The sequence below is a fragment of the Streptomyces hygroscopicus genome (assembly GCF_026168105.1).
Taxonomy (GTDB): domain Bacteria; phylum Actinomycetota; class Actinomycetes; order Streptomycetales; family Streptomycetaceae; genus Streptomyces; species Streptomyces hygroscopicus_D.
On sequence record NZ_LBMW01000009.1, the window covers coordinates 168,300 to 181,279 of the forward strand.

At 69.9% G+C, this 12,980-nt stretch carries 11 protein-coding genes and 1 pseudogene; 7 read left to right on the forward strand and 5 right to left on the reverse strand.

Features of this window, described 5'->3' with window-relative positions:
- Positions 1–84: 84 nt before the first annotated feature.
- Entirely contained in the window at positions 85–2,376 is a 2,292-nt protein-coding gene (locus AAW14_RS12420) for a transglycosylase domain-containing protein (RefSeq protein ID WP_265563099.1), read from the reverse strand.
- 408 nt (positions 2,377–2,784) lie between these two features.
- Between AAW14_RS12420 and wblA the strand changes: the two genes are divergently transcribed.
- Entirely contained in the window at positions 2,785–3,123 is a 339-nt protein-coding gene (gene wblA / locus AAW14_RS12425) for a transcriptional regulator WblA (protein ID WP_194238732.1), read from the forward strand.
- Between the two features lie 781 nt (positions 3,124–3,904).
- Here wblA and AAW14_RS12430 read toward each other — a convergent pair.
- The gene (locus AAW14_RS12430) at positions 3,905–5,287 is read right to left on the reverse strand and encodes an ArsA family ATPase (RefSeq protein WP_265563103.1); all 1,383 of its coding nucleotides are present in this window, start codon (positions 5,285–5,287) and stop codon (positions 3,905–3,907) included.
- A complete protein-coding gene (locus AAW14_RS12435) occupies positions 5,284–6,261 on the reverse strand; it encodes an ArsA family ATPase (protein ID WP_265563105.1) in 978 nt (325 codons plus the stop codon). Before AAW14_RS12435 ends, AAW14_RS12430 begins: the two co-directional genes overlap by 4 nt.
- Before the next feature lie 139 nt (positions 6,262–6,400).
- Between AAW14_RS12435 and AAW14_RS12440 the strand changes: the two genes are divergently transcribed.
- From AAW14_RS12440 to AAW14_RS12455, 4 genes are all read left to right on the forward strand, one after another.
- Entirely contained in the window at positions 6,401–6,562 is a 162-nt protein-coding gene (locus tag AAW14_RS12440) for a DUF4177 domain-containing protein (protein ID WP_003975360.1), read from the forward strand.
- Entirely contained in the window at positions 6,559–7,026 is a 468-nt protein-coding gene (locus AAW14_RS12445) for a RidA family protein (RefSeq protein ID WP_265563152.1), read from the forward strand. Before AAW14_RS12440 ends, AAW14_RS12445 begins: the two co-directional genes overlap by 4 nt.
- A 400-nt stretch (positions 7,027–7,426) precedes the next feature.
- Positions 7,427–8,296, forward strand: a complete 870-nt coding sequence (locus tag AAW14_RS12450) for an NUDIX hydrolase (RefSeq protein WP_265563154.1) — start codon at positions 7,427–7,429, stop codon at positions 8,294–8,296.
- A 25-nt stretch (positions 8,297–8,321) separates the two neighbouring features.
- Positions 8,322–9,152, forward strand: coding sequence for an MBL fold metallo-hydrolase (locus AAW14_RS12455; RefSeq protein ID WP_265563156.1), 831 nt, complete (start codon positions 8,322–8,324; stop codon positions 9,150–9,152).
- Between the two features lie 126 nt (positions 9,153–9,278).
- On the opposite strand, the pseudogene AAW14_RS12460 reads toward AAW14_RS12455, so the two are convergent.
- Positions 9,279–9,389 (reverse strand): annotated as a pseudogene (locus AAW14_RS12460) (nucleotidyltransferase); the annotation flags it as partial.
- 295 nt (positions 9,390–9,684) lie between these two features.
- Positions 9,685–10,359 (reverse strand): Crp/Fnr family transcriptional regulator, encoded by a 675-nt coding sequence (locus AAW14_RS12465; RefSeq protein WP_030573597.1) that lies wholly within the window; start codon positions 10,357–10,359, stop codon positions 9,685–9,687.
- A gap of 541 nt (positions 10,360–10,900) precedes the next feature.
- Between AAW14_RS12465 and nth the strand changes: the two genes are divergently transcribed.
- Together nth and AAW14_RS12475 are read left to right on the forward strand one after the other, a co-directional pair.
- Positions 10,901–12,040, forward strand: a complete 1,140-nt coding sequence (nth, locus tag AAW14_RS12470; RefSeq protein WP_265563158.1) for an endonuclease III — start codon at positions 10,901–10,903, stop codon at positions 12,038–12,040.
- Positions 12,041–12,203: 163 nt separating this feature from the next.
- The gene (locus AAW14_RS12475) at positions 12,204–12,890 is read left to right on the forward strand and encodes an NUDIX hydrolase (RefSeq protein WP_265563160.1); all 687 of its coding nucleotides are present in this window, start codon (positions 12,204–12,206) and stop codon (positions 12,888–12,890) included.
- The last annotated feature ends 90 nt before the right edge of the window (positions 12,891–12,980 follow it).

Consider the following 12,980-nt stretch of genomic DNA (forward strand, 5'->3'; position numbering starts at 1 on the left):
CAAGCGCATACGACGACGGGGGTGCCCCCCAGCTGGGGGGCACCCCCGTCGTACAGAAAGCGGAGTTTTCCGGCCAGGGGGCGGCTAGCCCCGCTGCCCGCCGAAGCCGTTTCCGTTGCCCCCGTTCCCGTTGCCGCCGTTTCCGGTCCCCTGGATCCAGCCCTGCGGGAAGGAGAAGGAAGGCGTTGGGAAGGGGTTGCCGCCGGTGGCCCCTCCGGCGGTCGGGCCGCCGATCAGGCCGCCTGTGGGCTGGCCGCCGTTGTTGTTCCCGTTTCCGTTGCCGTTCTGCCCGTCGCCCGGACCGTGCTTGCTGTCGGGGATATTGACGAGGTTGAAGTCCTGGACCGGCTTGCCCGACAGCGCGCCCGTCATCATGTCGCGCCAGATCGGGCCCGGGACCTGGCCGCCGTAGACCTTGTCCCAAGTGGTGCCGCCGATGGAGATGTTGACCATGCGCCGCTTGTGCGCCGGGTCGCCGACCCAGACCGCGCCCGCCATGTTGGGCGTGTAGCCGACGAACCAGGCCGCGTAGCGGAAGTCCGTCGTACCGGTCTTGCCCGCGCTCGGACGGCTGCCGAGGCCCGCCTGCGTACCCGTACCGTCCTCGACCACGCCCTTGAGGATCGTGTTGATCGTGTCCGCGGTGGTTTCCGACATGGCGCGCGAGCACGTCGACTTCGGGACGGGCAGGGTCTTCCTCTGGTTGCCGACGGCCTGCGTGATCGACTCGATGGCGACCGGGGTGCAGTACGTGCCGCGGTCGGCGAAGGTCGCGTAGGCGTTCGCCATCGTCAGTGGCGACATCTCCTGGGTGCCCAGCGCGATCGACGGGGCTTCGGCGATCTTCGCGCCGTCCGCGCGGTTCACACCCATCTTCTTGGCCATGTCTATCACCGGGCAGATGCCGATGTCGCTGATCAACTGCACGTAGTAGGTGTTGACCGACTTGGCGGTCGCCTCCTTCATGCCGTACGGGCCGTGCTCCGACTCGTTCTCGTTGGAGAGCTTGGAGTTTTCCGTGTTCACCCAGTTCTTGCCGTTGCAGGCCGAGACGGGGCTCGGATAGTCCATCTCGTACGGCGACGGGTACTCCTGGGTCGCCGGCTTGCCGCCCTCGATGGCGGCCGCGGCCACGATCGGCTTGAACGTCGAACCGGGCTGGTAACCCGCGCCGCCGCCCATGGACTTGTCCACCGAGAGGTTGATCTGCGTCTCGTCCTTGCCGAAGCCGTACGGACGGGACTGGCCCATCGCGAGGATCCTGCCGGTGCCGGGCTCGACGATGGTCGCCGCCGTGGCCACCTCGTCGCTCTTGTTGACGTGGTCCCTGATGGACTGCTGCACCGACTCCTGGGCCTGCGGGTCGAGCGTCGTACGGATCGTCAGACCGCCGCGGTTCCAGATCTTCGCCCGGTCGGCCTGGGTCTTGCCGAACACCGGGTCATTGAGGAACACCTCGCGCACATAGTCACAGAAGAAGCCCGCGCCCTTGACCGCCGTGATACAGCCGTTCTTGGGCTGGCTCACATGCAGCCCGAGGCCGGTCCCCTTGGCCTTGTCGGCCTCGGCCTGCGAGATGTCGTGCAGGTCGGCCATGCGCTGCAGCACCACGTTGCGGCGCTTCCTGGCCTCCGCCTCGTCGTTCACCGGGTCGTAGCGCGTGGGCGACTGGACGACGCCCGCGAGGAGAGCGGCCTCCTGGATGTTCAGGTCCTTGGCCTGCTTGGAGAAGTAGCGCTGGGAGGCCGCCTCGACACCGTAGGCCTGCTGGCCGAAGAACGTGATGTTCAGGTAGTTCTCGAGGATCCTCTTCTTGCCGAGCTTGTTCTCGATCTGGATCGCGTACTTCAGCTCGCGGACCTTGCGGCCGAGGGTCTGCTGGGTGGCCTGGGCGACCTTCGTCGGGTCGTCGCCGGCCTCCTCCACGAAGTAGTTCTTCACCAGCTGCTGCGTGAGCGTGGAGGCGCCCTGGGCGACTCCGCCGCTCTGCGCGTTCTGGTTCACCGCGCGCAGGACGCCCTTCAGGTCGATGGCGCCGTGCTGGTAGAACCGCGAGTCCTCGATCGCGACGATCGCCTTCTGCATGTACGGCGAGATGTCCTTCAGGTCCACCACCGTGCGGTCGCGCGAGAAGACCGTCGCGATCTGGCCGCCCTGGCTGTCCAGGATGGTGGTCCGCTGGCTCAGCTGCGGGCTCTGCAGATTGGCGGGAATGTCGTCGAATCCCTGGACCGACCCCTTGGCCGCGAGTCCGAGCGCACCCGCGGCGGGCATCGCGATGCCGGCCATCACTGCCCCCGCGAGCACACTCACTCCGAGGAACTTGGCGGCCTGCTGCGCGGGAGACAGTCCCCCGCCGGAGCGCTTCTTTGGCATGAGGGCAGCCTACGTTCTCATTCGCCGGACACGCGTATATGCCTTGGCCTAAGCTGCTCCCAACTGTCACAGCAGCAGGGCCACGTATCAAGTACGTCCGGCGACCCCGAATCGTTCCGGAGTTCCCTCGACTTTTTGTTGGGTGCGTGTCCGAATCCGCCTTGTGTGTCACCAGGCGTCCGTTGTGACGCAGCTGAACTGACCGGGTTTGCCCGAAAAATCACGCATGTCGCCAGCTCACTCCCCCGGGTGATCTGCCGCTTACCCATAGTCCGTTCGGGCCATTCAAGATTGGGCCCGCAGGGGGTGTTGCGCTGTGCCCACCTTCCGTAACGTCCTCAACTGGCGGCGGTGAATATGCCGCTGCCGCCGTGGGGGAGCCTCGATTCGGGAGAGGACGGCGCCGGTATGGGCTGGGTAACCGACTGGAGTGCGCAGGCGGCCTGCCGCACTACCGATCCGGATGAACTGTTCGTTCAAGGAGCAGCGCAGAACAGGGCCAAGGCGGTGTGCACCGGATGCCCGGTACGCACGGAATGTCTGGCCGACGCGCTGGACAACCGCGTTGAATTCGGCGTGTGGGGTGGGATGACGGAGCGGGAGCGCCGCGCACTGCTGCGCAGGCGACCGACTGTCACCTCGTGGCGTCGCCTGCTGGAGACCGCTCGTACGGAGTACGAGCGTGGAGCCGGCCTGCTGCCTCTCGACGAGGAAGAGGTGTACGAGAACTACGCGGCGGTGAGCTGAGGGCGGCCGCCGCCGGGAGCGGCTGCCCGCGACCGCAGGGCGCGGACGTCCTCATGGTGTGTCGGCGTGGCCTCGGCGTCCCCTCGGCGGGCTCGAGCGGCTGTGAGACCTGGGGTCCTTGGAGCCCCGTGGATCGCTTGGATCCCGGGGGAGCGCAGTCGACCTTGCGGTCGGCGTCCCAAGAGGCTGGTCCCGGCGATGAGGTGTGCCGCGTACGGGGCGGGCAGGCCCTGGGCGACGCAGGGGTGCGGACACGGCGGGCGTTCGGCCGTACGTCGGCAACCGGTGCCGGCGGGCCGGGTGCGCCGCGCACCAGTGGCTCCGGCCGCCGCCGGGTCCCTGTGCGGCCTCGTGTCCCCGTGTTGCGTCCGTTCCGTCCGAATCGGCCTTGCGGAGCCCCGGGCGTGGGGCCCCGCAGGCGCGTGGCACCACTGCAGGCCCCTGCCGCCCCCCCCGGTAGGCGGCCGGACGTCAGCCGTGGCCCGGTCCGTCGGCACTCGCGTGCCGTGCGCCTTATCCACCTGCACCCGATGCATCTGCACCCGATGCATCTGTACCCGATGCACCTGCGCCCGCGCGCGTGCCGTCTCTTGAGCCGGCACTCGTGCGCGGCGTGCGCCTTGCCACCTGTGTCCGCGCGCGTACCCGTCCTTGAGCCGGCACCCGCGCGCGACACCCGCACGGGTGCGCCTCGCGCGCCGGGAAGCCCGAGGCGGGCGCCCGCGTACCCGGGCCCCGGCGGCCGGGACTCCTTGTGCGCCGCGCCTGGCGCTCCCCAGGGTTAGCGCTCCCCAGGGCGCTCCGGCCTGTCGGCCGCGAGCCGGTCCCCGATGTCCCGCAGCCCCGTCAGGTCGTGGACGTCGCCGGGCAGCGCGGCCACCTCCGCCACGGCCACCTCGGGGTGGAGAGCGGTGAATCGGTCACGTGTGCGTTGTTCGCGGGAGAGCAGCTGCATACGTTCGGCATGCAGTCTCAGCAGCCCCGCGGTGAGTTGCTCGACGCTCCGGTTCTGGTCCGTGGCGGCGGGGGAGCCTGCTTCGGGATCAGGTGCTTCAGATTGGGGGGATTCTGAACTGCCGTATGCGTCGGGAGAGTTACGAAGTCCAGCTTTCCCGTCCCGCTGATCCACAATGCGGGTCTCTTCAAGATTTTCCGCGGCGGCGACCGCCCGCTCGGCCGACAGCTGGTCGGCGCCGCTGTCATGGACCCGGTTGAGCACCAGACCGGCCAGCGGCATGTTCTCGGCGGCCAGGCGCCGTACGAAATACGAGGCCTCGCGCAACGCGTCCCGCTCCGGGGCCGCCACCACCAGAAACGCCGTGCCGGGCGCCTGCAGCAGCTTGTACGTGGCGTCCGCGCGCGTGCGGAACCCGCCGAACATGGTGTCCATGGCGGCCACGAACGTCTGGACGTCCCTCAGGAGCTGACCGCCGAGAAGCTTCCCCAGGGCGCCCGTCATCATCGACATCCCGACGTTCAGGAACTTCATCCCCGCCCGGCCGCCCACCTTCGCCGGGGCCATCAGCACCCGGATCAGCTTGCCGTCCAGGAAGGACCCGAGTCGCTTGGGCGCATCCAGGAAGTCAAGCGCCGAGCGCGAGGGCGGCGTGTCGACGATGATGAGGTCCCACTCGTCCCGCGCGCGAAGCTGCCCCAGCTTCTCCATCGCCATGTACTCCTGCGTGCCCGCGAAGCCCGCCGAGAGCGACTGGTAGAAGGGGTTGCCCAGAATGGCCGCAGCCCGCTCGGAGTCCGCGTGCGCCTCGACGATCTCGTCGAAGGTGCGCTTCATGTCGAGCATCATGGCGTGCAGTTCGCCGCCCGCGGTGTCCTCGATGCCCTTCACCCGTCGCGGCGTGTTGTCGAGCGCGTCGATGCCCATCGACTGGGCGAGGCGACGGGCAGGGTCGATGGTGAGCACGACCACCTTGCGGCCGCGCTCGGCGGCACGCAGTCCCAGGGCAGCCGCGGTGGTCGTCTTGCCTACGCCGCCGGAGCCGCAGCACACGACGATGCGGGTGCCCGGGTCGTCGAGGAGCGGATCGATCTCCAGGACCGGTCCGGGGTTCAACGCGCGCGTGGAGCCCGTGTCGTGCTCGTGGGGGTGTGCCGCATCCGGTGCGGAGGCCGTTTCGTCGTGCGTGGGGGCCGGGTCCGAACTCATGAGATCCCTTGCTGACGCAGTTCCGTGGCCAGTTCGTACAGTCCCGCCAGGTCCATGCCCTCGGCTAGCAGGGGCAGTTCGTGCAGCGGCAGGTCCAGCTCCGTGAGCACGGCGCGCTGCTCACGCTCCAGAGCGAAGCGCTCCGCGTACTCGTCGGCCTGCTGGAGCAGCGGGTCCACCAGCCGCTCCGCGAGCCCGCCGCGGCGTGCGCCGCCGAGCCCGGCGCCCGACAGCGACTTGGCGATCGCGGTCCGCGGGACGCTGTGCGCGAGCTCCAGGTCCGGCTGGTCCAGGAGCGTGGGTCGCACCATGTTCACAATGATCCGGCCCACGGGCAGCTTGGCCCCGCGCAGTTCGGCGATTCCGTCCACGGTCTCCTGGACCGGCATCTCCTCCAGAAGCGTCACCAGGTGCACCGCCGTCTCGGGGGACTTCAGCACCCGCATCACGGCCTGGGCCTGATTGTGTATCGGGCCGATCTTCGCGAGGCCCGCCACCTCGTCGTTCACGTTCAGGAAGCGGGTGATGCGCCCTGTGGGCGGTGCGTCCATCACCACGTAGTCGTACGCGAACCGGCCGCTCCTGTCCTTCCTGCGGACCGCTTCACACGCCTTGCCCGTGAGGAGCACGTCCCTGAGGCCGGGCGCGATGGTGGTCGCGAAGTCGATGGCGCCGAGCTTCTTCAGGGCCCGTCCCGCGCCGCCCAGTTTGTAGAACATCTGGAGGTAGTCCAGCAGGGCCAGCTCGGGGTCGATCGCCAGCGCGTACACCTCGCCGCCGCCCGGGGCGACGGCGATCTTCCGCTCCTCGTACGGCAGCGCTTCCGTCTCGAAGAGTTGTGCGATTCCTTGCCTGCCCTCGACCTCGACGAGGAGGGCGCGTTTGCCCTCGATCGCGAGGGCGAGCGCGAGTGCTGCGGCGACCGTGGTCTTACCGGTGCCACCCTTGCCGCTGACGACCTGGAGCCTGCTCACGTCTTCGAGCCTAACCAGTCCGCGTACGGCCTACGCGGGAGGCTGTGGACAACTCCGGTCGCAGTCGGCCGCGCACCGGCTGCACCGGGGCCGTGGCCAGCCACGTGCCCCGGCCGCCACTGCGGCTACAGTCGGCCCCATGACCAAGTGGGAATACGCAACCGTGCCGCTGCTCGTCCATGCCACGAAGCAGATTCTGGACACCTGGGGCGAGGACGGCTGGGAGCTCGTCCAGGTCGTGCCCGGGCCGAACAACCCCGAGCAACTGGTGGCCTATCTGAAGAGGGAGAAGCAGGCATGAGCGCGGTCGAGGCCCGTCTGGCCGAACTGGGGCTGACGTTGCCGGAGGTCGTTCCGCCGCTCGCCGCCTACCAGCCCGCCGTGCGGTCCGGGGCGTACGTGTACACCGCCGGCCAGCTGCCGATGGTGGACGGCAAGCTTCCGGTGACCGGAAAGGTGGGGGCCGAGGTCACCGCCGACGAGGCGAAGGATCTGGCCCGTACGTGCGCGCTGAACGCGCTGGCGGCGGTCAAGTCCGTGACGGGCGACTTGGACCGCATCGCGCGCGTGGTGAAGGTCGTCGGCTTCGTGGCGTCGGCCGCGGACTTCACGGGTCAGCCGGGCGTCGTCAACGGCGCCAGCGAACTACTGGCCGAGGTCCTCGGCGACAAGGGCGTGCACGCCCGCAGCGCGGTCGGCGTGGCGGTGCTGCCGCTGGACGCGCCGGTCGAGGTCGAGATCCAGGTGGAGCTGACGGAGGCGTAAGACACCTCCTGGGGGACAGCCGCCTCGCCGGCGGCTCCTCGGAGAGGGTGGTGCGTTCCGCGGGTGTCGTGGCTTCCAGGGGAGCCCGATGCCTCCGGTGAGTGCCCTGGCGTCCCGGAGAGCGCGGTGGTCCCGCGGGGACCGTGGCTTCTCGCGGAGCCCGGTGCCTGCGGTCCCGGAGAGCGCGGTGCTCGCGCCGGTGCCGTGGCCTCCCGGGGCGTCGTTGGGCTTCCCGCGAGGCGGTCGGGGCGGGCGGGGCCGGTACTTCGTCAAGGCGAGTGACCGGTACCTCGTCAGGGCGAGTGACCGGTACGTCGTCAAGGGCGAGTGAACGGTGGCCTCCTCCGGAGGGCGATCGGTGCCTCTCGAACATCCGCTCACTACGGGATAGCCTCCGCCCATGGCGAATGGGCAGTGGTTTCCACCGGAGTGGCCAGAGCGGATCCGCGCGCTCGCGGAGGGCACGCTCACACCGGTCGCCCCGAAGCGCGCGGCCACCGTCATGCTCCTCAGGGACACCGACGGTGTCCCAGCCGTCCACATGCTGCGCAGACGCGCCTCCATGGCCTTCGCCGGAGGCGCGTACGCCTACCCCGGCGGCGGTGTCGACCCGCGCGACCACGACCGCCGGATCGGCTGGGCGGGCCCCACGCGCGCGTGGTGGGCCGACCGTCTCGGCGTCGACGAGACGTCCGCCCAGGCCATCGTCTGCGCCGCCGTACGGGAGACGTACGAGGAGGCGGGCGTGCTGCTCGCGGGGCCGACCCCCGAGACGGTCGTCGGTGACACCACGGGCGCGGACTGGGAGACCGACCGGGCGTCCCTGGTCGCCCGCGACGTGTCGTTCGCCGAGTTCCTCGATCGCCGGGGACTGGTCCTGCGCTCGGACCTGCTCGGCGCGTGGACCCGCTGGATCACCCCGGAGTTCGAGCCCCGCCGCTATGACACGTGGTTCTTCGTGGCCGCGCTCCCCGAAGGGCAGCGCACGCGCAACGCCTCCACGGAGGCCGACCGCACGGTGTGGATCCGGCCGTCGGACGCGGCCGCCTCGTACGACAGGGGCGAGCTGCTGATGATGCCGCCCACCATCGCGACCCTGCGCCAGCTTGTCCCCTACGCCACTGCCGCAGAGGCCCTGAACGCCGCGCCCGGCCGCGACCTGACCCCCGTCCTCGCCACGGCCCACCTGGAGGACGGGCAGGTCGTGCTGGCCTGGCCCGGCCACGACGAGTTCACCAAGCACATCCCGACGGGTGGAGCGCCCGCATGACCTACGCGACGGAAGGTGCCCCCGCATGACGGACGCCGCAGTTCTCCCCGGCCAGCCCCGCGGCGCGGTCGTGTCGGGTCCTGCCACCCCGCGTGCCGTGAATGTGCTCGCCCCCAACGCGTCGGCGATGACCCTCGACGGGACCAACACGTGGCTGGTCTCCGAGCCGGACTCCGAGCTGGCGGTGGTGATCGACCCCGGCCCGCTCGACGACGGACACCTGCGCAACGTGATCGGCACGGCAGAGAAGTCCGGCAAGAGGATCGCTCTGACCCTGCTCACCCATGGTCATCCGGACCACGCGGAGGGCGCCGCGCGGTTCGCCGAGCTGACGGGCACGAAGGTACGCGCCCTCGACCCGGCGCTGCGGCTCGGTGAGGAGGGCCTCGGCCACGGGGACGTCGTCACGGTCGGTGGCGTGGAACTGCGCGTCGTGACGACGCCGGGCCACACCGCGGACTCCCTGTGCTTCCACCTCCCGGCCGACCGGGCCGTCCTGACCGGCGACACCATCCTGGGCCGCGGTACGACGGTCGTGGCGCACCCCGACGGCCGCCTGGGGGACTATCTGGACTCCCTGAGGCGCCTCAGGTCGCTCACGGTGGACGACGGCGTCCACACGGTCCTCCCTGGCCACGGGCCCGTCCTGGAGGACGCCCAGGGCGCCGTGGAGTACTACCTCGCGCACCGGGCGCATCGCCTCGCCCAGGTGGAGACAGCGGTCGAGAACGGCCATCGCACGCCGGGCGAGGTCGTGGCCCATGTCTACGCGGACGTGGACCGGTCCCTGTGGCCGGCGGCCGAGCTGTCGGTACGGGCACAGCTGGACTACCTGCGGGAACACGGGTTGATCTGAGTTCATCCGAGTGCGTACGAGTGCGTACGAGTGCGTACGAGTCCGTTTGAGTCCGTTTGAGTCCGTTTGAAGTCCAAGCCTGTCCGAATCACGGCTCAGTCGCGTCCTGGTTGAGGTGAGTCGCCAGGGGCGCGGAGTCTTGATGCCGTGCACGCGCGTGTACTCATCGGCGAGCCAGGGGCCGAGGTCGTCGACGTACGAACTCAGGACGGCCGCATCGCCGTTCGGCTCGTGCCCGGCGGCGACCACGGGCTCGAAGGCAGGCGGTACCGACGCGAGGGCACCTTCACGCCGGATGTAACCCTGAGCGTCCAGCCCTTTGCCCCGGCCGTGACGGTGCGGCGTGATGATCATTCGGCCACCGTGCCAGCACCCTCCCGCCGTGCCCAGGACATATCGGCGGTCGGGCGAGCGAGGACGAGTCCGCTCAGGCGGAAGCGGCGGTCCGGGGCACAGCCGCAGGACCGACGACGACAACGGCCCCGCCCCGTCGGGGAACGGGGCCTTGGTGTCGTACAGCCACGACCGGGCGTCAGCGCGACCGCTTGGCCAGTCGCTCCACGTCCAGCAGGATCACCGCGCGCGCCTCCAGACGGAGCCATCCACGCCCGGCGAAGTCCGCCAGCGCCTTGTTGACCGTCTCACGCGACGCGCCCACCAGCTGCGCCAGCTCCTCCTGCGTCAGGTCGTGCACGACGTGGATGCCCTCCTCGGACTGCACGCCGAACCGCCGCGAGAGGTCCAGCAGCGCGCGGGCCACACGGCCCGGCACGTCCGAGAAGACCAGGTCGGACATCTGGTCGTTGGTCTTGCGCAGTCGCCGTGCGACGGCGCGCAGCAGCGCCGCGGCCACCTCGGGCCGTGCGTTGAGCCACGGCTGGAGGTCGCCGTGACCGAGGCCGAGCAGCTTGACCTCCGTCAGGGCGGTCGCCGTGGCCGTACGCGGGCCCGGGTCGAACAGCGACAGCTCGCCGATCAGCTCGCCGGGGCCGAGTACCGCAAGCATGTTCTCGCGGCCGTCGGGGGAGGTGCGGTGAAGCTTGACCTTGCCTTCCATGACCACGTAAAGGCGGTCACCGGGGTCGCCCTCGTGGAACAGCGAGTCGCCGCGGGCGAGGGTCACCTCACTCATGGAGGCGCGGAGCTCCGCGGCCTGCTCGTCATCGAGCGCCGCGAAGAGCGGGGCGCGCCGCAGAACGTCGTCCACGAGTTCTCTCCTTGTTGACCTGCTCAGGGGATCTTGCACCCCGTATACCAGGGGTCCGTGTTCCCCATTTTGCCGGACGGTCCAAACAGTGTGATCTGTCACAAGGATGCCGCACCGCTGCGCCGAGGTACGCGGCAGGGGTCCAATCGGGGGCCGATCTCCTCGCTCCGAGGCGGATGCCGGTGCTGGGCTTTAGGCTGGCCGGGTGTCCAAGTCGCCGGTGAGAGCACAGGCCAAGGGGGCTGCGCGGGTGGTTGTACGGAGCGATTCTGCTGTGGGCGAACAGGACCCAGGCGGCGGAGAAAAATCGACAAAGACGGCAAAAAAGACATCTGAGGAGACGTCGACGAATCGCCCTGCCCGGAAGGCCGCCGCCGAGAAGAGCGTCCCTGCCAAGGAGCCGGCTCCCGCGAAGACCGCTTCCGCGGAGACCGCTTCCGCGGAGACCACGTCTACGAAGACCGCGCGTACGAAGACCACGCCTACGAAGACCGCTTCCGCAGAGCCGCCCGCCAAGAAGACCGCACCGGCGAAGGCCGCGGTGAAGAAGACTGCCGCGAAGAAGCCCGTAGCCAAGAAGCCCGTAGCCAAGAAGCCCGTAGCCAAGAAGGCCGTAGCCAAGAAGGCCGAAGCCAAGAAGGCCGAAGCCAAGAAGGCCGAAGCCAAGGAGGCGGCAGCCAAGGAGGCCGGAGTAACGAAGGTTCCCGCGAAGAAGCCCGCAGCCAAGAAGGCAGTCGCGAAGGAGCCTGTGGCCGAGAAGCCCGCAGCCAAGAAGGCGGTGGCCAAGAAGATCCTGGCCAAGAAAGCCGCCGCCAAGAAGACGGCTCCCCCGACGGCCGTCTCCAGGGACGGCGCCGTCGTCGTCAAGGGCGCTCCCGCGAAGACCCTCGCCCCGAAGCCGGCCGGGAACGAGTCCCGCGCGGCTCTCGTGCGCCGGGCCCGCCGCATCAACCGCGAGCTCGCCGAGGCGTACCCGTACGCCCATCCCGAGTTGGACTTCGAGAACCCCTTCCAACTGCTCATCGCGACGGTCCTGTCCGCGCAGACCACCGACCTGCGGGTGAACCAGACCACCCCGGCGCTCTTCGCCAAGTACCCGACCCCCGAGGACCTCGCGGCGGCCAACCCGGAGGAGGTCGAGGAGATCCTGCGCCCGACCGGCTTCTTCCGGGCCAAGACCAAGTCGGTGATAGGGCTGTCCAAGGCGCTGGCGGAGCAGTTCGGCGGCGAGGTCCCGGACGACCTGGAAGAGCTCGTCAAACTGCCCGGTGTCGGCCGCAAGACCGCCTTCGTGGTGCTGGGCAACGCCTTCGGCCGCCCCGGCATCACCGTGGACACGCACTTCCAGCGCCTCGTCCGCCGCTGGCAGTGGACCGATGAGACCGACCCCGGAAAGATCGAAGGGGTCGTGGGCGCGCTGTTCCCGAAGAGCGACTGGACGATGCTCTCGCATCATGTGATCTTCCACGGCCGTCGCATCTGCCATGCCCGCAAGCCGGCCTGCGGCGCCTGCCCGGTCGCCCCTCTCTGTCCTGCGTACGGCGAGGGCGAGACCGACCCGGAGAAGGCCGCCAAGCTGCTGAAGTACGAGAAGGGCGGCCTCCCGGGCCAGCGGCTCAAGCCCCCGCAGGCGTACCTGGACGCGGGCGGCAAGCCGGCTCCGCCGCTGGGGGCCGGATGACGGGCGGGCGCGGCGCGCCGCGCCACCTGGGAGAGGGACGTTTCCCGTGGAACCGCGGAACGGGACACCCACACGAGGGACTTGCGGAACGATCCGCGGCACCGCGGGCGTTGGGATCGGCAGAACGGGGGTGGCGATGACGCACGCGAGTGATACGGATCACATGAGCGACACGGACGGCGGACGGCTGCGGCTGCGCACGGACGGCCTGCCCGGCTGGCTCGACCCGGTCGTACGGGTCGTGGAGACGGTGGAACCGCTCCAGCTGAGCCGCTTCCTGCCACCGGAGAACGGCGCGGGGCGCCAGTCGGCCGTGCTGATCCTGTTCGGCGAGGGCACCCACGGCCCCGAGCTGCTGCTGATGGAGCGAGCCGGTTCGCTGCGTTCGCACGCGGGGCAACCCTCGTTCCCGGGTGGCGCCCTGGACCCCCAGGACGGCGACCCGAAGGATGACGGGCCGCTGCGCGCGGCGCTGCGTGAGGCCGAGGAGGAGACCGGTCTCGACCCGGGCGGCGTCCAGCTCTTCGGCGTGCTCCCCAAGCTCTACATCCCGGTCAGCGGTTTCGTCGTGACGCCGGTCCTGGGCTGGTGGCGCGAGCGGAGCCCGGTGGGCGTGGTCGATCCGAACGAGACGGCGCGCGTGTTCACGGTTCCCGTGGCGGATCTCACGGACCCCGCCAACAGAGCCGTCACGGTCCATCCCAGCGGCCACCGAGGCCCGGCATTTCTGGTCGAATCGACCCTCGTCTGGGGCTTCACAGCCGGTGTGATCGACCGCCTGCTGCACTACGCGGGCTGGGAGCGCCCCTGGGACCGCGAGAAGCAGGTCCCGCTCGACTGGCGCGCATGACAAGGTGGCCCCCGTGCTGTGTTTTCCCGGGGGACGTCGTGCCCCAGTGCTGCTGCGTGGCCGACCGCACCCCCGGCCGGAGGACGGCGA